The organism is Streptomyces sp. NPDC058401 (assembly GCF_042722885.1).
Taxonomy (GTDB): domain Bacteria; phylum Actinomycetota; class Actinomycetes; order Streptomycetales; family Streptomycetaceae; genus Streptomyces.
In genome coordinates this window covers 1-26,817 of the sequence record NZ_JBHXKA010000007.1, presented here as the reverse complement: position 1 = coordinate 26,817, position 26,817 = coordinate 1, and the positions used below count along the sequence as shown (strand labels likewise).

The 26,817-nt window shown below is 70.1% G+C and carries 24 protein-coding genes and 4 pseudogenes; 18 read left to right on the top strand and 10 right to left on the bottom strand.

Features of this window, described 5'->3' with window-relative positions; genetic code table 11:
* Window positions 1–38 precede the first annotated feature (38 nt).
* The 5 genes from ACFWNV_RS04160 (at window position 39) to ACFWNV_RS04140 (ending at window position 6,104) form a co-directional block, all read left to right on the top strand.
* Complete coding sequence (locus tag ACFWNV_RS04160; RefSeq protein ID WP_383940183.1) at window positions 39–1,133, top strand: hydroxyneurosporene dehydrogenase; 1,095 nt, start codon at window positions 39–41, stop codon at window positions 1,131–1,133.
* 260 nt (window positions 1,134–1,393) lie between these two features.
* Window positions 1,394–1,996 (top strand): TetR/AcrR family transcriptional regulator, encoded by a 603-nt coding sequence (locus ACFWNV_RS04155; protein WP_383940180.1) that lies wholly within the window; start codon window positions 1,394–1,396, stop codon window positions 1,994–1,996.
* 91 nt (window positions 1,997–2,087) lie between these two features.
* Complete coding sequence (locus tag ACFWNV_RS04150; RefSeq protein WP_383940178.1) at window positions 2,088–3,590, top strand: MFS transporter; 1,503 nt, start codon at window positions 2,088–2,090, stop codon at window positions 3,588–3,590.
* Between the two features lie 139 nt (window positions 3,591–3,729).
* Window positions 3,730–4,359 carry a hypothetical protein gene (locus ACFWNV_RS04145; protein ID WP_383940175.1) on the top strand — a complete coding sequence of 210 codons (630 nt, stop codon included), beginning with the start codon at window positions 3,730–3,732 and terminating at the stop codon, window positions 4,357–4,359.
* A gap of 422 nt (window positions 4,360–4,781) precedes the next feature.
* Window positions 4,782–6,104 carry a PP2C family protein-serine/threonine phosphatase gene (locus tag ACFWNV_RS04140; RefSeq protein WP_383940172.1) on the top strand — a complete coding sequence of 441 codons (1,323 nt, stop codon included), beginning with the start codon at window positions 4,782–4,784 and terminating at the stop codon, window positions 6,102–6,104.
* Between the two features lie 126 nt (window positions 6,105–6,230).
* Here ACFWNV_RS04140 and ACFWNV_RS04135 read toward each other — a convergent pair whose 3' ends face one another.
* Complete coding sequence (locus tag ACFWNV_RS04135) at window positions 6,231–6,812, bottom strand: VOC family protein (protein ID WP_383940168.1); 582 nt, start codon at window positions 6,810–6,812, stop codon at window positions 6,231–6,233.
* On the opposite strand from ACFWNV_RS04135, the gene ACFWNV_RS04130 reads away from it, so the two are divergent.
* Complete coding sequence (locus ACFWNV_RS04130; RefSeq protein WP_383940165.1) at window positions 6,811–6,996, top strand: hypothetical protein; 186 nt, start codon at window positions 6,811–6,813, stop codon at window positions 6,994–6,996. The two genes, ACFWNV_RS04135 and ACFWNV_RS04130, sit on opposite strands and share 2 nt — an antisense overlap.
* Before the next feature lie 149 nt (window positions 6,997–7,145).
* Here ACFWNV_RS04130 and ACFWNV_RS04125 read toward each other — a convergent pair whose 3' ends face one another.
* Both ACFWNV_RS04125 and ACFWNV_RS04120 read right to left on the bottom strand, forming a co-directional pair.
* The gene (locus ACFWNV_RS04125; RefSeq protein WP_383940376.1) at window positions 7,146–7,481 is read right to left on the bottom strand and encodes a transposase; all 336 of its coding nucleotides are present in this window, start codon (window positions 7,479–7,481) and stop codon (window positions 7,146–7,148) included.
* A 513-nt stretch (window positions 7,482–7,994) separates the two neighbouring features.
* A complete protein-coding gene (locus tag ACFWNV_RS04120) occupies window positions 7,995–8,855 on the bottom strand; it encodes an anti-sigma factor RsbA family regulatory protein (protein ID WP_383940374.1) in 861 nt (286 codons plus the stop codon).
* A 32-nt stretch (window positions 8,856–8,887) separates the two neighbouring features.
* Between ACFWNV_RS04120 and ACFWNV_RS04115 the strand changes: the two genes are divergently transcribed.
* From ACFWNV_RS04115 to ACFWNV_RS04105, 3 genes are read left to right on the top strand one after another with little or no spacing between them, the layout of a single operon-like run.
* Window positions 8,888–9,691 carry an alpha/beta fold hydrolase gene (locus tag ACFWNV_RS04115; protein ID WP_383940162.1) on the top strand — a complete coding sequence of 268 codons (804 nt, stop codon included), beginning with the start codon at window positions 8,888–8,890 and terminating at the stop codon, window positions 9,689–9,691.
* Complete coding sequence (locus ACFWNV_RS04110) at window positions 9,691–11,007, top strand: PP2C family protein-serine/threonine phosphatase (protein WP_383940160.1); 1,317 nt, start codon at window positions 9,691–9,693, stop codon at window positions 11,005–11,007. The genes ACFWNV_RS04115 and ACFWNV_RS04110 overlap by 1 nt, the downstream gene beginning before the upstream one ends.
* The gene (locus ACFWNV_RS04105; protein WP_383940157.1) at window positions 11,004–11,342 is read left to right on the top strand and encodes an STAS domain-containing protein; all 339 of its coding nucleotides are present in this window, start codon (window positions 11,004–11,006) and stop codon (window positions 11,340–11,342) included. Before ACFWNV_RS04110 ends, ACFWNV_RS04105 begins: the two co-directional genes overlap by 4 nt.
* Before the next feature lie 31 nt (window positions 11,343–11,373).
* Here the strand turns inward: ACFWNV_RS04105 and ACFWNV_RS04100 are convergent.
* Window positions 11,374–11,661 (bottom strand): annotated as a pseudogene (locus ACFWNV_RS04100) (CorA family divalent cation transporter); the annotation flags it as partial.
* Here ACFWNV_RS04100 and ACFWNV_RS04095 point away from each other — a divergent pair.
* The 3 genes and pseudogenes from ACFWNV_RS04095 (at window position 11,615) to ACFWNV_RS04085 (ending at window position 12,787) form a co-directional block, all read left to right on the top strand.
* Window positions 11,615–11,791 carry a hypothetical protein gene (locus ACFWNV_RS04095; protein WP_383940390.1) on the top strand — a complete coding sequence of 59 codons (177 nt, stop codon included), beginning with the start codon at window positions 11,615–11,617 and terminating at the stop codon, window positions 11,789–11,791. The pseudogene ACFWNV_RS04100 and the gene ACFWNV_RS04095 sit on opposite strands and share 47 nt — an antisense overlap.
* Before the next feature lie 120 nt (window positions 11,792–11,911).
* Window positions 11,912–12,201, top strand: a pseudogene (locus ACFWNV_RS04090) (ATP-binding protein); the annotation flags it as partial.
* Between the two features lie 172 nt (window positions 12,202–12,373).
* A complete protein-coding gene (locus ACFWNV_RS04085) occupies window positions 12,374–12,787 on the top strand; it encodes a hypothetical protein (protein WP_383940154.1) in 414 nt (137 codons plus the stop codon).
* Window positions 12,788–12,895: 108 nt separating this feature from the next.
* Here ACFWNV_RS04085 and ACFWNV_RS04080 read toward each other — a convergent pair.
* Window positions 12,896–13,231: pseudogene (locus tag ACFWNV_RS04080) on the bottom strand (Hsp70 family protein); the annotation flags it as partial.
* Between ACFWNV_RS04080 and ACFWNV_RS04075 the strand changes: the two are divergent.
* A pseudogene (locus tag ACFWNV_RS04075) lies at window positions 13,219–13,794 on the top strand (PucR family transcriptional regulator); the annotation flags it as partial. The pseudogenes ACFWNV_RS04080 and ACFWNV_RS04075 overlap by 13 nt on opposite strands.
* A gap of 17 nt (window positions 13,795–13,811) precedes the next feature.
* Here the strand turns inward: ACFWNV_RS04075 and uvrA are convergent.
* Window positions 13,812–16,280, bottom strand: a complete 2,469-nt coding sequence (gene uvrA, locus ACFWNV_RS04070; RefSeq protein WP_383940151.1) for an excinuclease ABC subunit UvrA — start codon at window positions 16,278–16,280, stop codon at window positions 13,812–13,814.
* 264 nt (window positions 16,281–16,544) lie between these two features.
* On the opposite strand from uvrA, the gene ACFWNV_RS04065 reads away from it, so the two are divergent.
* Entirely contained in the window at window positions 16,545–16,898 is a 354-nt protein-coding gene (locus ACFWNV_RS04065; RefSeq protein ID WP_383940148.1) for an STAS domain-containing protein, read from the top strand.
* 74 nt (window positions 16,899–16,972) lie between these two features.
* Window positions 16,973–18,010, top strand: coding sequence for a magnesium and cobalt transport protein CorA (locus ACFWNV_RS04060; protein WP_383940145.1), 1,038 nt, complete (start codon window positions 16,973–16,975; stop codon window positions 18,008–18,010).
* Between the two features lie 132 nt (window positions 18,011–18,142).
* Here the strand turns inward: ACFWNV_RS04060 and ACFWNV_RS04055 are convergent, their stop codons facing one another.
* From ACFWNV_RS04055 to ACFWNV_RS04045, 3 genes are all read right to left on the bottom strand, one after another.
* Window positions 18,143–18,508: an ATP-binding protein gene (locus ACFWNV_RS04055; protein ID WP_383940142.1), complete on the bottom strand. Its 366-nt coding sequence runs from the start codon at window positions 18,506–18,508 to the stop codon at window positions 18,143–18,145.
* A gap of 262 nt (window positions 18,509–18,770) precedes the next feature.
* Window positions 18,771–19,127, bottom strand: coding sequence for an STAS domain-containing protein (locus tag ACFWNV_RS04050; RefSeq protein ID WP_383940139.1), 357 nt, complete (start codon window positions 19,125–19,127; stop codon window positions 18,771–18,773).
* The gene (locus ACFWNV_RS04045) at window positions 19,124–20,449 is read right to left on the bottom strand and encodes a PP2C family protein-serine/threonine phosphatase (RefSeq protein WP_383940136.1); all 1,326 of its coding nucleotides are present in this window, start codon (window positions 20,447–20,449) and stop codon (window positions 19,124–19,126) included. The genes ACFWNV_RS04050 and ACFWNV_RS04045 overlap by 4 nt, the downstream gene beginning before the upstream one ends.
* 213 nt (window positions 20,450–20,662) lie before the next feature.
* Between ACFWNV_RS04045 and ACFWNV_RS04040 the strand changes: the two genes are divergently transcribed.
* The 3 genes from ACFWNV_RS04040 to ACFWNV_RS04030 all read left to right on the top strand — a co-directional run bounded on the left by ACFWNV_RS04040 (window position 20,663) and on the right by ACFWNV_RS04030 (window position 26,356).
* Window positions 20,663–24,847 carry a SpoIIE family protein phosphatase gene (locus tag ACFWNV_RS04040; protein ID WP_383940133.1) on the top strand — a complete coding sequence of 1,395 codons (4,185 nt, stop codon included), beginning with the start codon at window positions 20,663–20,665 and terminating at the stop codon, window positions 24,845–24,847.
* Window positions 24,847–25,134 carry an STAS domain-containing protein gene (locus ACFWNV_RS04035; RefSeq protein WP_383940130.1) on the top strand — a complete coding sequence of 96 codons (288 nt, stop codon included), beginning with the start codon at window positions 24,847–24,849 and terminating at the stop codon, window positions 25,132–25,134. The genes ACFWNV_RS04040 and ACFWNV_RS04035 overlap by 1 nt, the downstream gene beginning before the upstream one ends.
* An 88-nt stretch (window positions 25,135–25,222) precedes the next feature.
* Window positions 25,223–26,356, top strand: a complete 1,134-nt coding sequence (locus ACFWNV_RS04030; protein WP_383940127.1) for an IS630 family transposase — start codon at window positions 25,223–25,225, stop codon at window positions 26,354–26,356.
* Here the strand turns inward: ACFWNV_RS04030 and ACFWNV_RS04025 are convergent.
* On the bottom strand, window positions 26,321–26,644 hold the full coding sequence (locus ACFWNV_RS04025) for a hypothetical protein (RefSeq protein ID WP_383940124.1): 324 nt from the start codon (window positions 26,642–26,644) through the stop codon (window positions 26,321–26,323). The two genes, ACFWNV_RS04030 and ACFWNV_RS04025, sit on opposite strands and share 36 nt — an antisense overlap.
* Window positions 26,645–26,817: the final 173 nt, after the last annotated feature.

The window sequence follows — 26,817 nt, the reverse complement described above, 5'->3', positions numbered from 1 at the left end:
CTCCTCACCGACACCCGCTCCGAGAGGACCGTGGACGCATGTCTCACAACAACCCCACGCCCGCCCCCGCCCGCCTTGCCGACACGTCCGAGGACTACGCGCGCCTCGGCATCGAACCCCGCGCGATCAAGCCCTCCGAGGACGGTATGCGCACGGACGGCGCACCGGGCAGCTACGAGTGGTGGTACTTCGACGCACACCTGGACGACGGCGCCAAGCTCGTGGTGGTCTTCCTGACCAAGGAGTTCACCGACCTGAGCAAGCCGCTCACCCCGAAGGTCCGCATCGACCTGACCCTGCCGGACGGCACCACCAGACAGAAGGCCGCGGAGCTGCCCGCCGAATCCTTCAGCGCCTCCACCGACACCTGCGACGTACGGATCGGCGACAACGTTTTCACCGGCGACCTGCAGACGTACACCATCCGGGCGCAGGTGGAGGAGGTCCAGGTCGAGATCGTCTTGAAGGGCGACGTGCCGGCCTGGCGCCCGGAGACCGGCGTCTGGCTGTTCGGAGAGCAGGGAGAGCACGACTTCTCCTGGCTGCCCTCCGTGCCGCAGGGCAGCGTGGAGGCGACGTACCGGGTGGACGGCGACAGCCACACCGCCAACGGCGTCGGCTACCACGACCACAACTGGGGCAATGCCTCGATGCTCGAACTCATGCACCACTGGTACTGGGCCCGTGGCGCGGCCGGCCCCTACTCGGTGATCACCTCCTACATCACCGCGCAGGAACGGTACGGGTACACCGAACTGCCCGTGTTCATGCTCGCCCGCGACGGAAACCCGATCGCCGACGACGGAACGAGGGTCACCTTCGAGGAGCTGGGCCCCTACACCGACACCAAGACCGGCAAGCCGGTCGGCAACCTCACCCGCTACACCTACACCGACGGCGACGAACGCTACGTCGTCACCTGGACCCGCCACACCGATCTGGGTGCCTCCAAGTTGATCGACCAGATCAAGGGCCCGAAGAAGGCGGCCGCCAGGCTGGCCGGGTTCGACGGCGCCTACCTGCGTTTCGCCGGCGAACTGCGGGTCGACCACTACCAGGGCGAGGAGTTGGTGGACAGTCACACCGGCGACGCCCTGTGGGAGCTGATGTATTTCGGCAAGGCCCGCCCCTGACTCGGGCTGCCGCGCCTCCCCTGCACGCCCGAGGACAGCTACGCGGGCGCTCCACGCGGCATCGAGAGCGGTACACGGACGCCCTCGCAGGGGCCCCGCAGGCGCGAGCCCGGCTCGCTCGGCGAGAGGGCCCGATCGCGGCCTGCATCGCGGTCCCGACACGCGGGCAGCGGCATGGCAGCAAATAGTACGGTTGCGTTTCTCCCGCAGCTCGGCGTACGGTTACGTACGAAACAGTTCCGTTCTATATGGAGGTCCTGATGGCCGACGCCACCGCCGCGGGCCAGCCGATCCGACGTCCCCGCATGACGCCGGACCGCGAGCTGGAACTGCTCACTACGGCGCTGGACGTGCTGTGCGAGGTCGGCTACGAGGCGCTGTCGATGGACGTGGTCGCCGCCCGGGGCCATTGCAGCAAGGCCACGCTCTACCGGCAGTGGAAGGGCAAACCGCACCTGGTGGCGGCCGCCCTGCGCGCGACCCGGCCCGTGGACGCCGCCTCGATCGACACGGGGTCACTGCGCGGTGACCTCCTCATGCTGGGGCGGGAGGCGGCGGCACACGCCGAGAAGCGCACGACCCTGTTCGCGGCCGTGGGCCACGCGGCCATCATCGACGCCGAGCTCGCCACGGTCGTGCGTGCCTCGTTGCTCGAGCAGGTGATCGCCGACCTGTCCCGCTTCGTCGACCGGGCGGTCGAGCGCGGGGAGCTGCCTGCCCGGCCGCCGGGCGCAGAGTTCCTGCCCCAGCTGATGTTCAGCGCGATCATGTCCCGCCACCTGTTCGACGCGAGCTTCGCCGACAGCGACTACGTCACCCGTTTCATCGAGCACGCGATCCTGCCGATGCTGCTGGCCCCCTGACCCCGGCCGGTCCGCCTTCCCTCCCCCGCGCGCACCCGCTCCTCCTCCTGCTCCGACCCCTTTCCTTTCTTCCGTCCTGGAGCGCACAGCCATGTCCCACGCCCCGGCCCGCGTCGCCGACGCAGGCACCACTTTGCCCTCGCCCACCCAGGGATCCCGCCACCGCTGGTGGGTGCTGGCCGTGATCGGCATAGCCCAGCTGATGGTCGTCCTGGACGCCACCATCGTGAACATCGCCCTGCCCTCCGCCCAGCAGGACCTGGGCTTCAGCAACGGCAACCGGCAATGGGTCATCACCGCCTACGCCCTCGCCTTCGGCAGCCTTCTCCTCCTCGGCGGGCGCATCGCCGACCTGGTCGGCCGCAAGGCCACCTTCCTGGTGGGACTGGCCGGCTTCGCCGGCGCCTCCGCCATCGGCGGAGCGGCCACCGGCTTCTCCATGCTGGTCGCCGCCCGGGCCGGACAGGGCGTGTTCGCCGCCCTGTTGGCGCCCGCCGCCCTGTCCCTGCTGACCACCACGTTCACCGACGCCAGGGAACGCGCCAAGGCCTTCGCCGTCTACGGGTCCATCGCCGGCGCCGGCGGCGCCATCGGCCTGCTGCTCGGCGGGGTCCTCACCGAGTACATGAACTGGCGCTGGACGCTCTACGTCAACCTCTTCTTCGCCGTCATCGCCCTCGTAGGCGGCACGCTCCTGCTGCAGCGCACCGCCCGCGACAAGAGCGCCACCATCGACATCCCCGGCACGATCCTGGTCTCCGCCGGACTGTTCTGCCTGGTCTACGGCTTCTCCAACGCCGAGACCCACGACTGGGACGCCGCGGCCACCTGGGGATTCCTCGCCGTCGGCACCCTCCTGCTCGCCGCTTTCGCGTGGTGGCAGACCCGGGCCGCCCACCCCCTGCTGCCCCTGCGCGTCCTCCTCGACCGCAACCGCGGCGCCTCCTACATCGCCGTCCTGATCAGCGGCGCCAGCATGTTCGGCGTCTTCCTGTTCCTGACCTACTACCTGCAGCAGAGCCTCGGCTACACGCCGGTCCAGACGGGCCTGGCCTTCCTGCCCATGGTCGCCGGCCTCATGATCATGACCGTCGTGGCCACCACCAGGCTCGTCCCCCGCACCGGCCCCAAGCCCATCGTGCCGCTGGGCATGGGCATCGCCGCCGCCGGCCTTGCCTGGATGACCACACTCGACCTCACCAGCAGCTACGCCACCCACGTGATGCCGCCGTTGATCACCGTCGGTCTCGGGCTCGGTCTGGTGATGGCCCCCGCGATGAGCACGGCCACCGCCGGCATCGCCGCTCCGGACGCCGGTGTCGCCTCCGCCATGGTCACCACGATGCAGCAGATCGGCGGCTCCATCGGTACGGCGCTGCTCACGACGGTCTCGGCGAGCGCGGCCACCGACTATCTGGCCGGCAAAAACCCCAAGGACCCCACCGTCCTGGCCCACGCCGCCCTGGAGACCTACTCCACCGCCTACTGGTGGTCAGCCGGCTTCCTCGTCACGGGCCTCGTCGTCAGCGGTCTCCTCTACCGCCGCGGCGTCCCGAAGCCAGACCAGAACGCCACCCCTGCCGTCCACATGTAACCCCCGGACGGGCCGCGCTAGCGGACGCGGCCCTTCGACAGTGCCGGGCCCCGGGGACGGGTCCGGCACTGTCACACCGCCACACGAACGACGTACCCGCCGGAAACGCAGACACGAACGAAACGACATGGAATCACCAATGGCAACACAAGACCGAGGCGTGCTGGCCCCGACAGTGCGCAGAGCGGGACTCGTCGACGTACCGGCAATCACGCGGCTGATCACCTCCGGTGGCATGGCGGCTCATTACGTGCCGCCCGGCCGGACTCAAGAGGCCGGCAGCGTAGTGCGTCTGATGCTCGCCCATCACTCCCTCGAGGCCGGGAAGGTGTGGCTGGCCGAGCAGACGCCCGGCGACGTCTTGGCGGTCGCGGCCTGGAGGCCTGCTACACCGGGCGCGGAGCCCGATCCGACGGAGGTCGACCAGCTACTGGCCCGGGAGGTGGGACCGCGAGGCGAGCCGTGGAACGTAGGGCGAAGGGACGCCCAAGCCGCTGCCGCGCTCTGGCCCGCGGAACCGCACGGACTGCTGATACGCGCTCGGCAACAGGGGCACGAGGCCAGGGAAATCGGCACGGACCTGGTCCGTACGGTGATACGGGATCTCGGCCCCTCCCCTGACCTCGTGATCGCGGTCAGCCTGTCCGAGGCGGAGGGGCTCGAGCTCGAAGAGCTCGGCTTCGACGGGCTGCACGAGGTGCGACTCCCCTCCAGAGCGAGCCTGTGGCTCTGCGAACTCAGGCCGCACGACGGCGCACCACGCGCATGACATCGGCCCGATCAACGGCTGTCAGCCCCAGCCTGTGCCTGCCCGGCGACTCGACGACGCCCCCTCGCGACCGGAACCGAGAAACAGCGGACCTCAGCGATGTGGCCTCGATAGACAGGCTCCTGCAAGAACACGGCACAGCCGTGTCCCGAAAGATCGTGGACGCGCTGAGCGCCACGGCCCGTGCTCCCCGGGATCTTCCCCCGGGGGACTCGCGGACCGGGCAACTGCATTGGGCCGGCCGTCTCCTGTCAGGCATCGAACAGCCGGCCGCCGTGCTGGCACCAGTCCGTGACGCACACGGAAGCCTGATCGACTTCGCGGGCGTGGCGGCGAATCACGCTGCCCACGCCACCTCGGCCCTCGACCCGCACCACGGCACGTCCGCCAGGCTGCCTCTCTGCATCGAGCAACCTTCGCTCATGACCTCGGGACTGTTCACGGACCTGGGCCATGTTCTGCGCACGGGGGAACCGCTGCCCAGACGCGACGCGGACGTCACCGTACTGATCGACGGCCTGCCGCACCACCGCAGCGTCCGGCTCTCAGCGACGCGGCACCGGGACCATCTCGTGGTGAGCTGGGACCTGTCGGTGCTGCACCAGGAGCGCATCAGCGACCGCATCCAGCGGCGCGGCCTGCTCGGATGGGGCGAGTGGGACCTGGCCGCAGGACACACCAAGTGGTCGCACGGGCTCCGCACCCTGCTCCGTCGCCCGACGCCCACCCGCCCGCTCACCCTGGGAGAGATCGCCCGCCTCATCGACCCCGACGACCGGGCCGCCTACGGCACGGCCCTGAAAGAACTGCTCGACCAAGGCGGCTCCGTGGAGGGTGCATACCGACTGAACCTCGACGGCGGCCCGCGATACTTCCAGTTCGCCGCCGAGGCCCTGAGCGAAGCGGACGGCACCGTCTGGGGCGTGCAGGCACTGTTCCGCGATGCCACCCGCTCCCACCGTACCCAGGCCCAACTGGACGAGGCCGTACGGACGGCCGAACACCGGCAGCAACGAGCCGAGGCCGAAGCACACATCGCCTCCCGGCTCCGCGAGGCGGTCTTGCCCTCCGCCACGGCCCAGTTGGCGGCCTTCGGCCTGGACGCCGCAGTGTCGTACCGCCCGGCAGAAGGCCGTGCCCTCATCGGCGGCGACTGGCACAACGTCCAGACCCTGGCCGACGGCCGCGTCCTGCTCGCGCTCGGTGACGCCTCCGGGCACGGCCTCGACGCCGTCGCACGCATGTCGAAACTCCGCAACGGCCTGGCCGGACTCGCCTTCACCCACGAACCCGTCGAGCAACTGACGAACTGGCTCAACCGCATCGCGTGTGACGAGGACCCGGAATGCACCGCCACCGCGGTCATCGCCCGCTACCACCCGAACCGGCAACTCCTTCGATGGGTCAGCGCCGGACATCCTCCCCCCGTCCTGCTGCGCGCAGGCGCGGCCCACCTACTGGAGGCCGGCACCGGCCTCCTTCTCGGTGTCACCCCCCACCACTCCTACGCCGCGGTGGAGACACCACTCGTCAGCGGCGACACCGTGCTGCTGTACACCGACGGCCTCGTCGAGCAGCGCGGACGGGATCTGGAGTACGGAACGGCGGCGCTGCTCCGTGCCGCCGAGCGGCACGCCCACCGCGAACCCCAGGCACTCGCCGACGCCGTCACCACCGAGCTCCTCCCACCGGAACCGGAGGACGACGCCTGCCTGCTGGTACTGCGCGTGCCAGTCGTCGAGTGAGAGTCGAAAGTGCCCATGGCCTCATCAGGCACCGCCGCGAGCAGAACACGGCGTCCGACAACACGGCCGGCTCCATCGCGCAGGCGATGCTGCGGGCGGACGAGTAGCCCGCCCGCCCCGGTCCCCTCAGGTCGCGGACCCGCCGGCCGCTCCCGTCGCCAGGTCCGCGCCCCAGCGGGCGAGGGCGGCGTCCAGGTCCAACCGCTCGCCGCCGCCGTCCGCCGGCCACTCCTCGCGCGGGACGCGCCACATGACCTCGAACTCGATGCCATCGGGGTCCTTGGCGTAGTAGGACTTGCTGACCCCGTGGTCGCGCGCCCCGACCAGCGCGCCGCGCTCGCGCAACTCCACGCCAACGGCGGCGAGCTCGCCGAGCGTCCCGACCTCCCAGGCCAGGTGGTACAGCCCGACCTGCCCGGGGACGGGACCGGCCGCGGCCCCGCCGAGGGCGAACAGGCCCAGGTCGTGGTCGTTCAACGTCCCCGGCGCGCGGAGAAAGACAGCGCTGTCGCCGTAGGTGGCGGCCACCTCGAAGCCGAAGACGCCGGTGTCGAACTCGACGGCGCGCGGGACGTCGCGGATGTAGAAGGATCTCGCCGACGAGTTCCCGAAGCTGACCGTGGAAGTGGCCGGGCGTCGGCGAGCCGTGCTCGTACGGTTCGCCGACCCGGGAACGGCAGGCCAACCGGACTTCACAGCCGATGTCATGACGGCGATCCCCCATCCTTCCGGCGAGGGTCTCTATATCCCCAACATGGAGATCGCCGACAAGTGCGACCGCGCCGACCCGATCGCGCATACCGAGATGGTCTTGGAGGCCATCGACAAGACGGAGAAGACCGGCAGGATCCGGCGTTCACGCAGCTCATCGCGGTTGGGGTTGGAGTCGTAGCCCTTGTCTCCGAGCGGGGCCTCCGGCGGGGCCGGCCGGGACGACCTGCCACCGGTGGGACGCCGTCGACCAGCGCGAGGGTCTGGGTAACGTCGTTCACGTTCGCCGCGGTCGTGATGACCTTCAGCGGGGTGCCGTGTCCGTCGCCCTCAGGTGGTGTTCGCTGCCCGTCTTCCGCCGGTCGACCGGCGGTGTCGGCTCCCCCTTTTTCGTGCGGATGTGGGAGCCGTCCACGCACGCCTCGACCAGTCGAGTCGGCCGGCCGCGTTCAGCTCGGCGAGGAGGATCCGGTGCAACTGGCCGAAGACCCCGTCCCGCTGCCACCGCTCCAGACTTCGCCAGCAAGTCTGCCCCGAGCCGAACCCCAGCTCAGGAGGCAGGAGTTGCCAGGCGGTGTCGTTGCAGACCACGTACAGGATGTCCTGCAGGCACTGCCGGTCAGCCACCGGCCGCCGCCCCGGTGACCCCGTCGGCCAAAGCGGCAGCAGCGGCTCGATGCCGGGTGGCCGGATTCCTTGTATCTCTGCGGGTTGCGTGACCCGTACCGTCCGTCAGGCGACTGGCAAGTAGGAACTCCGTCACGGCCGCGCGCCTCCGGCGGGCACCCTCGACCGCGGCGCCGGCCAACGGCCTCCAACAAGAGAGGAGGGCGCAACGCGGTCAGCGCCGGCTCGATCCCCGCGATCCGGGGCGCCCACCGAGCGTCAGCAGGAGTGGGCAGCGACAACCAGGCACCTGGGAGACCTGATGACCACAACTGGGGTGAGTCCGGGCAACGCGGGGGAGGGCGGCTCACAGCCGGACCCCGGGCGGGGCGGTCGGTTACGGAGGGTGGCTCCTGGCGGGGAGTGCTCTCGTCCGGGTCAGCGTCCCACTACCTGCCCACCTCATCCGGTGCATGTGGCCCGTCTCTCAGCCCGACACGTGGAGCACGACCGTGCGGTATGCCGACCACACCCCGGGATCCGGGGCGGTCGTAGTCCTGCCCGCGGGCAGGACTACCGCGCTGTGTCCATGTGGAGGCGGATCGCGGTCCCCTGGTCGCGGGTGGAGCGGATCTCTACGAGGTCGCAGAGCTGGTGCGCGAGCCAGAGCCCGCGGCTACCGATCTGTTCGGGGGAGGGCCGGATACGGCCGGCCATGACGTCGGAGATGTAGCCGGCGTCCCGGAACTCGCACAGGAACGTGGCGTCCTGGGTCCAGGTGCGCAGGGTTCCCTGGCCCCCTCCGTGGCGGATGCTGTTCGTCGCGATCTCCGTGACGGCGACGGAAAGCTGCCCCAGCCGGTCCTCGGGCACGCCCGCGTCGGACGCGCTCCGGGACACCTCCGAGCGGATCGTGGCAAGGTCACCGTGCCTGTAGCTGAGCTCGAAGGACGGGTCACGGGGGCCGGCCAGGGCCTCGAAGGCGTAGTCCTCGCCTGCGAGGTAGTCCTCGTTGGGCGCGTTCTTGCCGTCGCGCCGAATCAGCGGATGGCAGCGGGACATGGCGGCCAGGGCGTCCAGGTCCTGGTCGGCGTCGTCGTACGGGCAGAGCATCGACCAGGTGGAGCTGCGCGCGAAAGCCCGGTTCAGCAGCCATTCGTGATAGCGCAGCTCCGCGAGGTGTGCGGGGTTGCGTGCCTGGCGCCAGGCCGTTTCGCCGATGCCCCGTACGGGGCGGTTTCCCTCGCCGCGCTCCTTCATCCAGGCGGCCCAGGCGGCGACGAGCCGACCGGGGTTGGGTTCGGCCGTCGTCGTGTCGACGAAGGTGACAGCAGCCTCGCCCGCGAGTTCATCGCGCAGGAGGGCGGTCTTGTCGGAGGGCACGGCGACGACGACTGCCTCACCGCCGTCCAGGGCTTCGTGGATGAAGGCCAGGGTCCGGTGAGCGGGACTGGGAGGATGCGGGTATGGACATCCGACGCAGGAACAACGTCACCGTCACCGGGAACCCGCAGGGGCCGGCGGTGGTACTGGCTCACGGGTTCGGCTGTGACCAGAACATGTGGCGCCTGACGGTGCCGGCCCTGGCCGAGGACTACCAGGTGGTGCTGTTCGACTACGTCGGCTCGGGCCGCTCGGACCTGTCCTCCTTCTCCGTGGGCCGCTACACCTCTCTGGACGGCTACGCCCAGGACGTCGTGGAGGTCTGCGAGGCCCTCGATCTGCGCGGTGCGGTGTTCGTGGCACATTCGGTCAGCGCGATGATCGGGGTACTGGCCGCCGGCATGGCCCCGGAACGCATCGGGGCGCTGGTGATGGTCGCTCCCTCGCCGCGGTACATCAACGACAACGGCTATCGGGGCGGTTTCAGCGCCGAGGACATCGACGAGCTCTTGGACTCCCTGGAGTCGAACTACCTGGGCTGGTCGGCCGCCATGGCACCGGTGATCATGGGGAACGCGGAGCGGCCAGAGCTCGGCGAGGAGCTGACGAACAGCTTCTGCGCCACCGACCCGGAGATGGCACGCGTCTTCGCCCGGACCACCTTCCTCTCCGATACGCGGGACGACCTGAAGACCGTGAGCGTGCCGACGCTGGTCCTGGAATGCACCCAGGACGTCATCGCCCCCCGTGAGGTCGGCGCCTTCGTCCACCAGGCCATCCCCGGCTCGACGCTGGTCACCCTCGATGCCACCGGGCACTGCCCCCACATGTCCGCGCCCGAGGCCACGAACGAGGCGATCACCGGCTTCCTGGCAGGTCTGCGGTGATGTGCCGCACCGGGCAGGACCCGGACCCTCGCGAGACAGGCGACGAGAAGACCTCGGATGCGGTGTTCGCGGCCCTGCTGGAGGACAGTGCGGAGGAGCTGTACGAGAGCGCACCGTGCGGGTACCTGTCCACGCTGATGGACGGCACCATCGCCAAGATCAACACCACGCTGCTGGACTGGCTCGGCCTCCAGCGCGACGCGGTGGTGGGCCGGATCCGGTTCACCGACCTGCTGACCGTGGGCGGCAAGCTCTACCACGAGACACACTTCGCGCCGCTGCTGCGCATGCAGGGCGAGATCGGCGGTATCGCCCTGGAAATCAAACAGGCCGGCGGGGCCCGGATGCCGGTCCTGGTCTCCTCCAGGGTCAAGCACGGCAGTACCGGCAATCCCCTGCTGATCCGCACCACCATCTTCGACGCCCGGGACCGCCGCGCCTACGAGAAGGAACTCCTGCGCGGCCGCAAAGAGGCCGAAGAAGCACGTCGAGAAGCCGACGCGGCACGCAAGCAGGCCGAGGCCGACCGGGCCCGGCTCCAGGACGCCCTCGCCGTGCTGCAGCAGGCGCTGCTGCCCGCCACGCTGCCGCCGCTGCCCGGGCTGGAGACGGCCGCGCACTACCACACCGCCTCCCCCGACCGGCTCGGCGGCGACTTCTACGACATCTTCCCCATCGACGGCACACGCTTCGCGTTCTTCCTCGGCGACGTGTGCGGCAAGGGCCCCCAGGCCGCCGCGGTCACCTCACTGACCCGCCACACCCTGCGCGCCGCCGCCCTGCACGACCCCGACCCCGTGACGGCCCTGTCCACGCTCAACACGGTGCTGCACGAGCGCTACAGCAGCGGCGACCCCCGCTACTGCACCGCCATCTTCGGCATCCTCGAACCCGACCCCGCCACCCGCAAGGTCAGCGTCCGGCTCGCCTCCGGCGGCCATCCCCCGGCCCTGATCCTGCGCGCCGACGGCCAGGCCGACTTCCTGCCCACCCCTGGCGGCCTCCTGGTCGGCATCCTGCCCCGCGCGCCTTTCACCGCCGCGACCACCACCCTCGCCCCCGGCGACACCCTCCTGCTCTACACCGACGGCCTCACCGAAGCCCGCACCGGCCAGGACCGCACCGGCCTCTACGGCGATGAGGCCCTGCGCAACTTCGCAGCCGGCCACGCCGGCGAACCCGTCCATACCCTCATGGAGGGTCTCACCGCACTGCTGGACGGCTTCGGTGACGGCCTCGACGACGACACCGCCCTCCTCGCCGTCGGCGTCCCCGCCCATCCGGACCCCGGCCCGGCACCGAAGAACACACGATGAACCCGCTGAAGATCACCACCCGCGAAGCCACGACGGGCCCCGTACTGGAGATCGCCGGCCCGCTCGACTACGCGCACGCCGCCGAACTGCGAGCCCTGCTCACCACCCTCACCCTCCGGGTGGGACAGCGTCTGGTGGTGGACCTGGCCGGCATGGACTTCTGCGACTCCAGCGGCATCACCGCCCTGCTCGCCGCCCGCAACCAGGCCCACGCCGCCGGCGCCGACATCGCCCTCGCCGCCGTCCCCGACAACACCCTGCGCATCCTGCACATCGCCGGCCTCGACCAGGTCTTCCCCCTCCACCCCGACAGCGAAAGCGCCACCCGGCCCTGACAGCGAAGCCGGCGGGTAACGTGGTCGGCCGTTACAGCCACTCGTTGCGGCGCAGTGCCCGGTAGATCACGGTGCACACGGTGCACACGGTCAGGATGAGCCCCCGCACGGCCGGATAGCCGTACGGGGATCCGAGCTCGGGCATGTGCTCGAAGTTCATGCCGTACACGCCGACGATCATGGTGGGGACGGCGATGAGGGCGGCCCAGGCGCTGATGCGGCGCATGTCGGGGTTCTGCTGGACGCCGAGCTGGGCGATGCTGGCGCTGAGCATGCCGGAGACGAGTTCGTCGAAGGACAGGATCTGTTCGCTGACCCGCTGGCAGGTCATCGGCAAGCTGTGGCTCCGCGACCTCGAACTCACCGCCTGGCGCGTCCTCCACGCGGACCACACATCAGCAGATCCCTCCAGGCGCGAAGCCTTCTTCGACGCATGGACGAGCGTCTGATCCGCAAAATCACCCGTACCGGTCGACCTCGGCCTCGACCGTAGAGCTGGTGAGGGGCCGGATCGTGACACTTCCCCTCCCCCGCCTCACCACCGACCCTTATGCCTCGAAGACCTCCTGCCGGTGATCGCGGCCGAAGCCGCCGACACCGTGGTCTTGGTCGTCTCCGAACTCGTCACCAACGCCCTGCGCCATGGCGGCGTCACCTGCACCCCCGACCTCACAGCGCACCCCGACAGCGTCGAGGTCGCCGTCCACGACAGTCCGCGGACCTCGCGCATGCGCAGCCCCGACCTGAACGGTGGCGCCGGAGGATTCGGCTGGCCCATGGTCAACCACCTCGCCCGGGCTCCCATGTCACCCGCCAGCCGATCGGCGGCAAGACAGTCAGCGCCCTTTTCGAGCGGTAGCACCGCAGCGCCGCGGACGCGAGGTTGAACGTCAAGGACGCGGGCAGCAGAGCACGACAAGCCTCAACCGGCCATCCGGAAGGCGGCGCGTGGGCGTGTGCGGGCGCGCGCCGCCAGGTTCGAGTGGTTGACAGGTTTGCCCGTGAATACCCGACTGCCGAGGGGTGCAGCTGTGTCCGACACTGGTGTGGCGACGTTGGCTCTCTACTACCGCGACGAGGGGCCCGTGCTTGTGGCTCTGGGCGGGACCTCGATTCCCGCGCAGCTCAGCGTGGTGGATCCGTCCGGGCGGATCGTGGCCGTGTACGAAGCGGTCGCGCCCGCCGGGTCCGGCCCGACCGGTCACGACGCCGGGGGTGCTTTCGGCGCCGACGCCGTGATCGAGGTATCCGGAGGCGCCGACATCACGTTCATCGCGCTGGAGCGTGACGCCGGCGGAGCATACTTCGTCCATGCGGCGGTCAGCGGTCGTGAACGGCTGTTCGCGGCGACGGTGAACCCCGCCACCGGGAAAGTTCTCTACGACGCCGGCAGCCCACCGGCAGTCCGGCCCACCACAGCCCACGTGGTGGTCACCGCCCAGTGAGGCACGGACCACGCCGCCGTCCCGCCGCATCCGCAGGGGCCCATCCCTACCGCAACAGCAGAACGATGGTCACCGCGGGGAGTAGCGCGGCCGCAAGGACGCTTGAGCCACGCCGTACGCGAGGGCGGCCGCCGTCGGCTCGTTGATGCTCCGCAGCACCTCCAGTCCCGCGATCCGGCCTGCGTCCTTGGTGGCGGTGCGCTGGGCGTCGTTGAAGTAGGCGGGCACCATGATGACTACCTCCGTGAGCCGCTCCCCGAGCTGCTTGGAGGCGTCGTCGGTGCGTTTGCGCAGCACCTGTGCGCTGATCTCCTCGGGCGCGTACAGCTTGTCGCGCACCTTGAAGCGGGCCGCCCCGCCGTCGCCCTCGACGACGTCGTACGCCACCGCCCTGGCCTCGTCGGAGATCTCGTCGAAATGCCGGCCGATGGATGCATGCGCTGCTGATCCGGCGCGGCGACCACGTGGTCCTGGTCGCCGACGACAGGCCGCACGCCCGCGCACTGTACGAGGCGCTCGTCCGGGAGACCGGCACACGGTCCGGGACCATCGGGGTGAGCGCCCCTTGCGACTCCCTGGACGACATCCCCCACCGCTACCAGGAGGCGCAGCGCGCCCTGGAAGTGCGCCGCCACTCCCGCGGCGAGCACTACGGCACGACGTTCTTCGACGAACTGGGCCTCTACCGCATCCTGGGACCCGGCAACGACTACCGGGAACTGGAGACGTTCGTCCACGAGTGGCTCGGACAGCTGATCGACTACGACTCCCGGCACCACACGGCCATGGTGGAGACGCTGTCCCAGTACTTCGACTGCGGCGGCAACTACGACGAGACCGCCGAATCCCTCGCGATTCACCGCAGCACGCTGCGCTACCGGCTCCAGCGCATCCGAAACATCAGCGGCAACGACCTCGCGAACGTCGAGGACCGGCTCAACCTCCAGGTGGCGACCCGAGTGTGGAAGATCGTGCTGAGCGAACAAGCAGGAGAACGGCGCCCTTGAGCGATGCGGCAGATTGATCACCCGCGCGCGAGCCGGGCCGCGAGGTAGGGCGCGGTGGCGCTGCGGCGGGCTTTCGCCACCTTGGCCGGCGGGCCCGCCGCGACTACCCGGCCGCCCGCGTCGCCGCCGCCGGGCCCGAGGTCGATGACCCAGTCGGCGGTGGTGATCGTGTCCAGGTCGTGCTCGACGAGGACAACCGTGTTGCCGGCGTCGACGAGCCGGTGCAGCTGTCGCAGCAATAGCGCGACGTCCGAGGGATGCAGCCCCGCCGTCGGCTCGTCGAGCAGGTACAGCGCGTGGCCGCGGCGGGCTCGCTGCAGTTCGGTGGCCAGTTTGATGCGTTGCGCCTCACCACCGCTGAGCTCCGTCGCGGGCTGCCCCAGCCGCAGGTACCCCAGGCCCACCTCGCGCAACGTCTCCAGACTGCGGGAGGCGGCCGGGACGGCGGACAGGAACTCGGCGGCTGCGTCGACGGACAACCCCAGCACGTCCGCGATGTTCTTGCCGCGGTAGGTGACTTCCAGCGTTTCGGCGTTGTACCGGGCGCCCAGGCAGGTCGGGCACGGTGCGTAGGTGCCGGGCAGGAAGAGGAGTTCCACCGTGACGAATCCTTCGCCCTGGCAGGTCTCGCACCGTCCTTCGGGCACGTTGAAGGAGAACCGCCCGGCCGAGTAGCCGCGCGCCTTGGCCTCGTCCGTCGCCGCGTACAGCTTGCGCACCGCGTCGAACATCCCGGTGTACGTGGCCAGGTTGGAACGGGGAGTGCGGCCGATGGGCCGTTGGTCGACCCGGACCAGCCGGTCGAACGACTCGACCCCCGACGCGCCCTGGACGTCGACGACCAGCTGCGCCTCATCGAGGTCCTCGGGTGCGAGTCCGAGGTGGCGGCGGACGACCTCGGCGAGCACCTGCGTCACCAGTGTCGACTTTCCGGAACCGGACACGCCCGTCACCGCCGTCAGTACGCACAGCGGTACGTCGACGGACACGTCGCGGAGATTGTGGCGGGAGACGCCTTTCAGGCGCAGCCAGCCCTGGGGTGTGCGCGGGCGGTGATCGAGCGGTTCGGCGCGCCCGAACAGGTACTGGCTCGTGGCCGACTCCGCCACCGGCTCCAGACCGGCGACCGGGCCGCTGTACAGCACGCGGCCGCCGCCCTCGCCCGCGCCGGGGCCGATGTCGACCACCCAGTCCGCCCGCCGCACGACGTCCATGTCGTGCTCCACGACGAACAGCGAGTTGCCCGCCGCCTTGAGACGCTCCAGCACGTCCAGCAGCGGTTCCGCGTCAGCCGGGTGCAGGCCCGCGGAGGGTTCGTCGAGGACGTAGACGACGCCGAACAGCCCGGAGCGCAGCTGGGTGGCGATCCGCAGGCGCTGCGCCTCGCCGGGCGACAGGGTCGTCGAGCGGCGCCCGAGGCCGAGATATCCGAGACCCAGGTCGAGCAGGACGTCGACCCGCGCGACCAGATCGCCGCAGATCCGGACCGCGACCTCGGTCGTCTCCCCGGATCGGGCGGTCGACGTGGTGGCGTCGGCCCCGGACCGCCCCGCGACGGGCCGCAGCACCCCCACGACCTCGGTGAGCGGCATCGCGTTGATCTCGGCGATGGAACGTCCGGCGAAGGTCACGGCGAGCGCGTCGGGCCGCAGTCCGCTGCCGTGACACTCGGGGCAGGGCACACTCCTGACGAACCGGAGCGCCCGTTCGCGCATCTTCTCGCTCTTGGAGTCGGCGAGGACATGCATGACGTGCCTGCGGGCACTCCAAAACTTGCCCTGATAGCCGTAATCGACGCGACCCTCCTCCGGCTCGACGTACACGGAAGGCTGCTCGTCCGTGTACAGCAGCCAGTCCCGGTCCCTCTTCTTGAGCCTGCGCCACGGCCGGTCGATGTCGATCCCCAGGCCGCTCACGACACTGCGCAGGTTGGCTCCCTGCCAGGCGCCCGGCCAGGCGGCGATCGCCCCCTCGCGGATGCTCAGCGAGGGGTCCGGGACGAGCAGGTCCTCGGCGACGTCGTGCACGACGCCCAGCCCGTGGCACTCCGGGCACGCGCCGGCCGTGGTGTTGGGTGAGAACGACTCGGCTTCCAGCCGAGCAGCCCCGGGGGGATAGGTGCCGGCGCGGGAGTACAGCATGCGCAGCAGATTGGACAGCGTGGTGAGGGTGCCGACCGTCGAGCGCGAGCTGGGCGACCCGCGTCGCTGCTGCAGGGCCACGGCCGGTGGCAGTCCGGTGATTTCCTGCACGTGCGGTGCACCGACCTGTTGCAACAGCCTTCGGGCGTACGGTGCCACGGACTCGAAATAGCGTCGCTGGGCCTCCGCGTAGAGCGTGCCGAACGCGAGCGAGGACTTGCCCGAACCGGAGACGCCGGTGAAGGCGACCATCGCGTCCCGCGGAACGTCGACGTCGATGTTCCGCAGGTTGTTCTCACTGGCGCCCCGGACATGCACGAAGGGGTCGGTCGCGTCCGTGTTCACCGTTCCTGATTACCCGATCGCGCCGGGAACCGCGCGACGGGCGCCGTCACGAGGCCCCGCTCATACGAGCGTCCGGGTCGTTGGGTCCATTCGAATGGACCCAACAGCCGCGTGCGGACCTGACCGGCCGTGCCACCCCGCGCGGCGGTGGGGCGCGCAGCGCGCACGAAGCCATCGGGCACGCGCAGCGTCGGCGGGCGGTAGATCGACCGGCTGACCTGGAAGGATCTGGCCATCGGCCTGGCATCCTTCTAGGCTGTGCGCATGGAAGATGCGCAGGACCGCGTTCCGCCCGCAGAAGTGGGGGTTCAAGGGCAGCAGGTGATCGTCAGCGTCGGCGGCGAGATGGACATCGACCGGACCCCGCTGCTCCAGGAAGCCCTGCACACCCTGATCACCCAGCCCGACTGTCCGCCGGAAGTCGTCCTCGACCTGACGGATCTCACCTTCTGCGACTCGTCCGGCCTCAACACCATCCTTCAGGCTCGCCTCACCGCCGAAGAGCACGGCCGCCGCGTCATCCTCCACGCTCCCAGCCGGCAGGTCACCAGACTGCTCGAACTCACGGGCACCGAACGGCTCTTCCGCATGACCACCGGCCCCTGCGAGTCCGACTGACCGCCGGCCGTAACCACCGCACAAGGGCAGGAACACGCCACCGGGCCCGGACGGACGGGCGACCAGCGGGGACGATGCGGCCGGCGATGCATGAATGCGGGATGGCGAGGCATTCGGGAAGGATGGAATGCGTCATATACGACCGGGACTCGGGCCGCTCGGACCACGTGGAGTGCGAACTACCCGAAGATGCCTGCCAGTCGGTACTCAAGCGACTGCGGGGACTGGGTGAGGGCGAGTTCGCATGGGTCCGGTTGTCAGACCCCTCGGAAACCGAACTGCTCCAGCTGGCCGAGGAGCTGGGCCTGCACCCGCTGGCCGTGGAGGACGCCCTGCACGGCCGGCAGCGTCCGAAGCGCGAGCGGTTCGGCGACGTGCTGGCCGTAGCGCTGAAGACCCTGCGGTACGTGGAGGAGGGTGCGGCGGTGGAGACCGGCGACATCATGATCTTCGTGGGAACCCGCAGTGTCCTCACCGTGTGCCACGGTCCGACGGATCCTTGTACGGAGGCTGCCAGTCGGCTGAACGCCGATCCGGACATGCTGCGCCTCGGCCCCTGGGCCGTGGTGCACGCGGTGCTGGACGTCGCCGTCGACGCGTACAGCGACGCCGCCCGCAGGGTACGCGCCACGCTCAACCGGCTTGAGGACGAGGTGTTCTCGACCGACCGCGTCGACCACACCGGGCGCATCTACTCCCTCAAGCGGGAGGTCCGCGAGTTCCGCGACGCGGTCCAGCCCCTCGTCCCAGTGGTCCAGGGCCTACCGGGCGGCCCGGAGAGGCACCAGCCGAAGATCGGCCCGTACATCCGGGACGTTGCCGATCACCTGCACCGTACCGACATCGAGGTGCGCACCCTGGACGAACTGCTGGACTCGGTCCTCGGCGCGCAGCAGGCGCGCGTGGGCACGTGGCAGAACGATGACATGCGGCGCATCTCCGCTTGGGCGGCGATCTTCGCGGTGCCCACGATGGTCGCCGGCGTCTACGGCATGAACTTCGAGCACATGCCCGAACTGGGCTGGAGCTACGGCTACCCCCTCGCCGTGGGCCTCATGACGCTCGCGGCAGGAGCCCTGTACCGGGCCTTCCGCCGCAACGGCTGGCTGTAGGAGCCGGCCGCGCGGGAACGCCCGCATCGGGCGCGGACGCGGGCACCACGACGTGACGTGCTCCGTCGATGAACGGGTGATGAAAGGTGACGGTGACGGTGCCGTCATGCCGCGAGGAGAAGCGCGTGCGGGTCACGCGCCCGTGGCGGCGACCGTGAGCGGCACGTACGCGGTGATCGTCTTTCCGTCGTGGCCGGCCGTGATCTCCGTACGGGCGGCGAGCTGGTTGACCAGCAGCCAGCCGAATCCTCCCGGTACCGCGACCGGAGTGCCCGGCGAGCGGGGGAGGACCGGGGACGCGTCGGACACCTCGATCGCCACCGCATCGGGGAGATGCCGGATGCTGAAGCCGGTCACGCCGCCCGCGTGCCGGATCGCGTTGCTCACCAGCTCGGCTACCACCGTCAGGACGTCGTCCACCGGCCGCTCCCCCACACCACGGGCGGACAGGGCCTCCCGGGCGACCTGTCGGGCGTCCGCGCTCCTGAGTCCGGCCATGCTCTGCGAGGTCCCTGGCATCATCGCTCCTCTCACCACGCCTCTTCCCACTCTGCTTCACGCCACCCACCCGGCCGACGGTTCCTCACCATCCCTCCGCCCGGAGTCGAGCCGCACGCCGGGCAGACGGATCGTCACGGCGTGCGGTCGGTGGGAGGCCGGAGGCCAGTACGGAGTCGCCCAAAGCACCCGTGGCCACGCAGAGCGTGCTCGACGGCCCCTGAGCGGTCCGATCACCTCGAAGATCGTTCTGTTGGGGGTTCTAAGGCTGGAGGGCCTCGACCGCGTCCTCGATGGTGGGATGGAAGGTGAAGAGCTGGTTGAGGCCGATGATGCGGAAGACGTGCATCAGGTCGGCTTTCAGCCCGACGAGGGACAAGGGGGCGCGGGCCTTCTCCGCACGGTGGTAGGCACCGATGAGTACGGTGATGCCCGTGGAGTCGCAGTAGGCGAGCTCGGAGAGGTCGATCAGTACGGGGACGCCGGCACTGAAGGGGGTCTCCTCGATCACCCCGGTGAGCTCCGGTGCAGTGTGGTGGTCGAGCTCGCCGACAACTCCCAGCACGATGGCCCCACTCGGGTGGGAGCGCCGACTGGTGGTCAGGGTGGGGTGGGTCACCTGTTCTCCTGGGCTGGTAGCCGTGTGTGGTGGTACGGGACGGACAGGGCGAGCAGGGCGGTGTCGTCGCTCACTCCCGGTCCCAGATCGGTGAAGAGCTCGTGCACCGACGCCAGCAGGACGTCCGCTCCTCGGGCGGGCCCGGCGAGAAGATGACGGGCCAGCCCCTCCTCCCCGAGCATGCTGCCGTCCGCGGTACGGGCTTCGGTGAGCCCGTCGGTGTACAGCAGCAGGGCGTCACCGGGCGCGAGGCGGGTGGTGGCCTCGGCGAAGTGCGGGTCGGGAAGGATGCCGATCAGCTGGCCGCCGGTGGTGGACACCGGTTCGACGGTGCCGTTCGCGCGCACCGCCAGGGCCGGGGGGTGTCCGCCTCCGGCCAGGGTGACCGTGAACGACCCGTCGGAGGCGGCGTCGAGCACGCCGAACACCGCAGTGCAGTACCGGGGGGTGTCGCCCTGGTACTCGCCCTTGAGGACCGTGTCCAGGTTGGACAGGACGGTGCGGGGGTCGGGGTCGTAGATGGCTGCGGCGCGCAGGGTGTAGCGGGTCAGCGAGGTCAGTGCGGCGGCGGCGGCGCCCTTGCCGCACACGTCGCCGAGGAAGAACGCCCACCGGCCGTCGTCGAGGGGGAACAGGTCGTAGAAGTCGCCGCCGACCTCGTCGGCGGAGGCCGTGTGGTAGGCGGCGGCCGCTTGCAGTCCGGGAACCGCGGGCAGGGCCGGCGGCAGCAGGGTGCGCTGGAGAGTGCGGGCCAAGCGCTCGGCGTCGGCCCGGCGCGCGCGTTCGGCAGCGACCATGTGCTGCGCGCTCAACCGCAGTTCGAGCTCCTCCATGACGAGTGCGGCCAGCTCCTGGAGGGCGGCCAGCTGGTCGCCGGTGGGGTGGCGCGGACGGGTGTCGAGCACGTTGACGGTGCCCAGTCGGTGGCCGTCGGACGTGGTGATCGCCGCGGCCGCGCAGAATCGTACTCCCGGCCGGCCCTGGACGGCGGGGCCGGCGGTGGTGCGCGGGTCGGTGAGGGTGTCCGTGACCACGTACGGCCCCTCCTGCGGGAGGGAGCAGAGCACGCCCTGGTCACGGGGGACCTCTCTGAGGCCCGCGAGGCCGTGTGCGGCCTTGAGCCACACCCAGTCGCTGTCCACGATCGCCACGGTCGCCATGGGGACGCCGAAGATTCGGGCCGCGAGGGTCGCGATCCGGTCGAAGGCCCCGTCCGCGGAGGTGTCCAGGGCCGCGTAGCGGCGTACCGCGGCGAGCCTGCTCCGTTCGTCCGCCCCGTCCTGCGCCGCCCCGGGGTGGAGGGTGTACTCGGTTGCCGTCACATGGTCTCCCGGCCCGCCTGGTTGGCCGTACCTCGTGGTCCCGGGCTCGGCTGTCCTATCCTACGGATCACGTCAACGGTCTCCCTCCGGGTGGTCCGTCAGCCGTACGGGCCGCTGGGGGCCGCAAAGGCCACCACGGCACGCGGCGTGGCAGCACAATGGATGCCGGCCGTGTACCCGGACATCGGCTGTTCGAACAAAAAGGGGTGGGCAGTGACGCGTTCCGAGGATGCCGCGCGCGAAACGGCGGCGGACGTCGGGGCCGGTGTGTTCGCTGCCGACGAGGCGGTCGGCCGGGATCTGGGCCGGGTGGACTGGTCGGCGGCCACCCCGCTCGGCATCCCCGAGAACTGGCCTCAGAGCCTGAAGACGACCGTGAGCATCCTGCTGTCGTCGAAGTTCTCGATGTGGATGGCCTGGGGACCGGAACTCACCTTCTTCTGCAATGCCGCCTATCGGCGCGACACCCTGGGCCGGAAGTACCCGTGGGCGTTGGGACGGCCGGCGAGCGAGGTCTGGGCGGAGATCTGGGACGACATCGGCCCCCGCATCGACACCGTGCTCACCACCGGCGAGGCGACGTGGGACCAGGCCCTGCTGTTGTTCGTGGAGCGCTCCGGATACCCGGAGGAGAGCTACCACACGTTCTCCTACAGTCCGCTGCGCGACGACACCGGTGAGGTCGTCGGCATGCTCTGCGTGGTCAGCGAGGAGACCGAGCGCGTCATCGGCGAACGGCGGATGACCACGCTGCGCGACCTCGGCTCCGACCCCAGCGTGGTGCGCACCGAGCAGGAGATGCTCGACTTCGCGCGGCTGCAGCTGAGCGGCAACCCGCACGATCTGCCCTTCACCCTGACCTACCTGTTCGAGGACGACGGCAGCGCCTCGCTGGCCGCTGCCACCGGGATCGGGAACGATCACCCGGCCGCGGTGAAGCTCCTCCCGCCGGACTCCGACACCCCGTGGCCGACGGCCGCCGCGGCCCGGGGGGAGTCCGCGCTGGTGCCCCTGGACGGCGACGTGTTCGCGGACCTGCCGACCGGCGAGTGGGCCGAGGCGCCCCTGCAGGCCCTGGTGGTGCCGCTGCGCCAGCAGGGCGGCGACCCGTACGGGTTCATGGTGGTCGGTCTGAACCGGTACCGGGCCCTGGACGACGGATACCGCGGCTTCGTGGAGCTGGTCGCCGGGCACGTCGCCACCGGAGTGGCCAGCGCCCGCAGCTACCAGGCACAGCAGCGGCGCGCGGAGGAACTCGCTGAGCTGGACCTGGCGAAGACGACGTTCTTCTCCAACATCAGCCACGAGTTCCGTACGCCGCTGACGCTGATCATGGGTCCTGTGGAGGAACTGCGGGACCGGCTCGCGGGCGTGGACGCGGACCCGGGCGTGCAGGAGGAACTGGAGGTCATCCACCGCAACGGGCTCCGGCTGGGCAAACTGGTCAACACCCTGCTGGACTTCTCCCGCATCGAGGCCGGCCGCATGCAGGCGTCCTACGAGCCGGTGAACCTGGCCGAGGTCACCGGTGAGCTCGCCAGCGTGTTCCGCTCCGCCGTCGACAAGGCGGGCCTGGGCTTCCGGGTCGACTGCTCCCCGCTGCCCGAGCCGGTCTTCATCGACCGCACCATGTGGGAGAAGGTCGTTCTCAACCTGCTCAGCAATGCGCTGAAGTTCACCTTCGACGGCTCGATCCGCGTCGCGGTGGACGCCGTGGACGGGGCGGCCGTGGTGACCGTCGACGACACCGGCATCGGTGTCCCGGCGGAGGAGATACCCCGACTGTTCGAACGGTTCCACCGCATCGAGAACGCCCGCTCCCGCTCCAACGAGGGCAGCGGCATCGGCCTGGCCCTGGTCAAGGAACTGGTCGGGCTGCACGGCGGCGAGATCAGTGCCACCTCCGCGGAGGGCCGGGGCACGCGGTTCACCATCCGGCTGCCCTTCGGGTCCTCGCACCTGCCCGCCGACGCCGTCCTCTCGGAGCCGGGCTCCGGGGCGGGCCCCACCGCGACCGCCCCCTTCGTACAGGAGGCACTGCGCTGGCTGCCCGGCGGCCACGGCCAGGCGTCGTCCGTCGCGGCCCGGATCGAGGACGTCGCGGACGCCGGGGCCGCCAGGACCGGCCCCGGTCAGGCCCCGACGTCACGTCTCCTGGTCGCCGACGACAACCCCGACATGCGCGAGTACCTCGTACGCCTGCTGCACGGCGCCGGTTACCAGGTCGACGCGGTCGCCGATGGCCAACAGGCTCTGGGGGCCATCCGCGCGAAGGCCTACGACCTGGTGGTCAGCGATGTCATGATGCCCCACCTGGACGGCCTCTCCCTGGTCACGACGCTGCGGGCCGACCCCCGCACCGCCTCGGTTCCGGTGCTGCTGCTGTCCGCGCGGGCCGGACAGGAAGCGTCCATCGAAGGCCTGCAGGCCGGCGCGGACGACTACCTCGTCAAGCCCTTCGCGGCCGCGGAACTCCTCGCCCGCGTACGGGCGAACATCGAGCTGGCACGGCTGCGCGGCCACCACGTCCGCTGGCGGACCGCCCTGGTGGACTCCCTGCAGGAGGCCTTCTTCGTGTGCGACGAGGACGGCGCGGTCATCGAGATCAACACCTCGTTCAGCGACATCCTCGGCTACGGACCCGAAGGCCTGCCCTACCGGCCGATCCACCCGTGGTGGCCCGACGCCACCACCGACTCGGTGGCGCACCAGCAGGTCGAGGAGGCCTTCGCCCTGCTGCTCGGCAGCACGAAGGGCTCGTACACCATTCCGATCACCCACCGCGACGGGCACCGGCTGTGGGTCACGGCCACCTTCAACCAGGTCGACGATCCCGACACCGGGCGCCGCGTGACCGTCGGCACCTTCCGGGACGTCACCGCCGAGCACTACGCCATCCAGCGTGAGAGCGCCCTGGCCGCCCTGGGGACCTGCCTGTCCCGGGCCACGAGCGTGCCCGAGGCGCTGTCCGGCGCACTGCAGGAACTGAAGAAGCTGTGGCGCGGCCGGTGGGTCGTGGCGGCGGTCTTCGACCGGGGCGACGAACCCGCGCTGACCTCCACCGATGCGCGGCTGACCTGGTCGCAACTGCCCGCCGGACGACGGGAGGCGCTTGAGGAGCTGCGCCGGGGGCCGGTCCTGACCCCGGTCGCCGACCGCACGGGGGCCGGCATCCTCCTGGAGTTCCCCGACGGGCCGCTCGCCCTGTGGATCGACCTGGGCGAGAACCGGCCGTTCACGGGCGAGGACGAACTGCTGCTGTCCCTCCTGGCCGGTCACCTCGCCCAAGGCCTCAACCGCGCGCACCAGATCGACCAGCAGCGCGAGACGGCCATCGCCCTGCAGCGCGCCATCCTCGGCCCCTCGCGGCTGCCCGCCGGTTTCGCCGTCCGCTACGAGCCCGCCACCCAGCCGCTGGAGGTCGGCGGTGACTGGTACGACACGGTCGCACTGCCCGACGGCCGCATCGGCATCGTCGTCGGCGACTGCGTGGGACGGGGGCTCGAAGCCGCCAGCGTCATGGGTCAGCTGCGCAGCGCCTGCCGCGCCCTGCTGCTGCAGGACGCCAGTCCCGCCCAGACGCTGATGGCCCTGGACCAGTTCGCCGCCGGTGTGCCGGGCGCGGCCTGTACCACCGTCTTCTGCGGAGTCCTCAACGTCGACACCGGGCAGCTGACGTACTCCAGCGCCGGCCACCCGCCCGGCATCCTCGTCCGGCCCGAGGGCACCACCCGGCTCCTGGAGGACGGCCGCTCACTGCCCCTGGCCGTCCGGCCCGGAACCCAGCGTCCCGAAGGCGCCTGCACCATACCGGCCCGATCCACGCTGCTGCTGTACACCGACGGGCTCGTCGAACGCCGCCGCCGCCCGCTCAGCGCGGGCATCGATCAGGCCAGCAAGGCCCTCCAGGACGGCCGGGACACCGCGATCGACGACCTCGCCACCGACGTCATGTCGCGGCTGGCTCCCGTCGACGGCTACGACGACGACGTCGCCTTGCTGCTCTACCGTCACCCGGCTCCCCTGGAGATGTCCTTCCCCGCCGAATCGTCCCAGCTCGCGCCCGTACGCAAGACGCTGCGCGGCTGGCTCGACCGGTGCGACCTGCCCTCCGCCACCGTGCAGAACATCCTGGTCGCCGCGGGCGAGGCGTGCGCCAATGCCATCGAACACGGGCACCGCGACGCCGCCGGAGGCACCATCCAGTTCCGGGCCGAGGCGAACGTCAACGATCTGCACCTGACCATTGCCGACACCGGCCGCTGGAAGGCGCCGGAGCCGGAGCTCAACGCGCACCGCGGCCGCGGGATGGCCCTGATGCGCGCGCTGATGCAGCAGGTCACCATCACTCCCGGCCCGTCCGGAACCACCGTCGACATGCACACGAGGATCGCCTGATGACCACGCCCCTGACCCTCACCTTCGGACGGCGGCCCGACGGCGCCGCACTGCTCACCGCGGTCGGCGAGATCGACATGAGCAACACCAAGGAGCTGGCCGCCGCCCTCGCGGGCACGGTCGGCCCCCTGGTCCTCGACCTCACCGGTGTGGAGTACCTCGACAGCGCCGGCCTCAGCGTCCTCTTCCCGCACGCCGACCGCATCGAACTCCTCGCCAATCCGCTCCTGGAACCCGTCCTGACCATCTCCGGCCTCACCGACCTCACCACCGTCCACGGCATCTAGTGCCGCATCAGACAACGTTCGCCCTGTTGTGACGTGACGCGCCGCTCGGATCCTGTTCTGGGCGGCGTGTGGTCGCCAAGCTGTGTGGGTGGCTGAACGAGTACGCGTCCGTGAGATCGATGATGATGAAGGCTGGCGGCTGCTGCGGATCGTCCGCCGGGGCACGGGGTCGGTGGTGACCTGGCGACGGGCCCAGATGGTGCTGCTGTCTGCGCAGGGTATGGCCGTGGCGAAGATCGCGGAGGTTACCTTCACCAGTGGAGACCGGGTCCGGGACGTGGTCCACAACTTCAATACCGACGGCTTCGCGTCGCTCTTCCCGAAGTACAAAGGCGGACGGCCGAAGACTTTCACGCTGCCCGAGCGGCGCGAAATCAAGAAGATGGCCAAGTCCAGGCCGGCCGAGCACGGCCTGCCGTTCTCGACCTGGAGCCTGGTCAAACTGGCCGACTTCCTGGTCGCCGAGGGGGTGGTCGACGACATCAGCCATGAGGGCCTGCGCATCCTGCTCCGCGAGGAAGGCGTCACCTTTCAATGCGTGAAGACCTGGAAGTCCTCGAAAGACCCGGACTACGCGGCGAAGAAAGCCCGGGTCGAGCACCTCTATGCCATCGCCGACGGTGAGGTCATACCCGAGGCGGGCGAACCCGAAGTCATCTTCTGCATGGACGAGTTCGGGCCGCTCAACCTCCAGCCCCACCCCGGACACCAGTGGGCCGAACGCGGCGGCCGGCGCAAAGACCCCGGCCGGGAGCCCAGGCCGAGGCGGCGGGCGACCTACACCCGGCCGCACGGCGTCCGCCACCTGTTCGCCGCCTACAACCTGGGCAAGGACCAGCTCTACGGCCACATCAAGAAGACCAAAACCCGCTCGAAGTTCCTGGAGTTCTGCCGCTACCTGCGGTCCTTGCACCCGGCCGAGAAACGCATCGCGATCGTGTGTGACAACTACTCACCGCACCTGACCACGAAACGGTGCCGCCGGGTGGCGGACTGGGCCGAGGCTAACGATGTCGAGATCGCCTACACCCCGACGAATTCCTCCTGGCTGAACCGCATCGAGGCCCAGTTCACCGCCCTGCGCTATTTCACCCTCGACGGCACCGATCACGCCAGCCACAAGGAGCAGGGCAGCACGATCCGCCGCTACATCATCTGGCGAAACCGCCACGCCAACGATGACCGCCTACGGAAGCTCGTCGCCCAAGCCAACGTCGCCTGAACCCAGCCCCGCGGAAACAGCCGCGACTGCCTCGGTGACGTCCGAGGTCACCACCCGACAATCCGCTTCGATCAGGAACGGCGGCCGACCACCCGGGCCGGTATCCAACTGGACGCGGTCCAGAACCGCCCCGACACCCAGGAAGTACACATTGTCATCGTCGGCGGGGTGCGTGACCGCCAGACGTTCGATGACCACACCCGGCACGGCCTGACGGACCTGCGCGAAAAGCTGATCGGCCGGCCCGCCGGTCAGATCACCCTGCTCCCACAATCTGGTGCGACTCAAAGCTCTCCCCATGACGCCGAGTATGGCAGTCGCCAGCCCAGCACATCAGGGGCGAACGTTGTCTGATGCGGTACTAGGTGTGTTGTCCCGAGACGTTGGTGACACGCGTGCTGGGTTCTTGAAATGGGTGAGGGCCTCCGGGTTCGGTGTGGATTGCGACATCTCCACCTAGC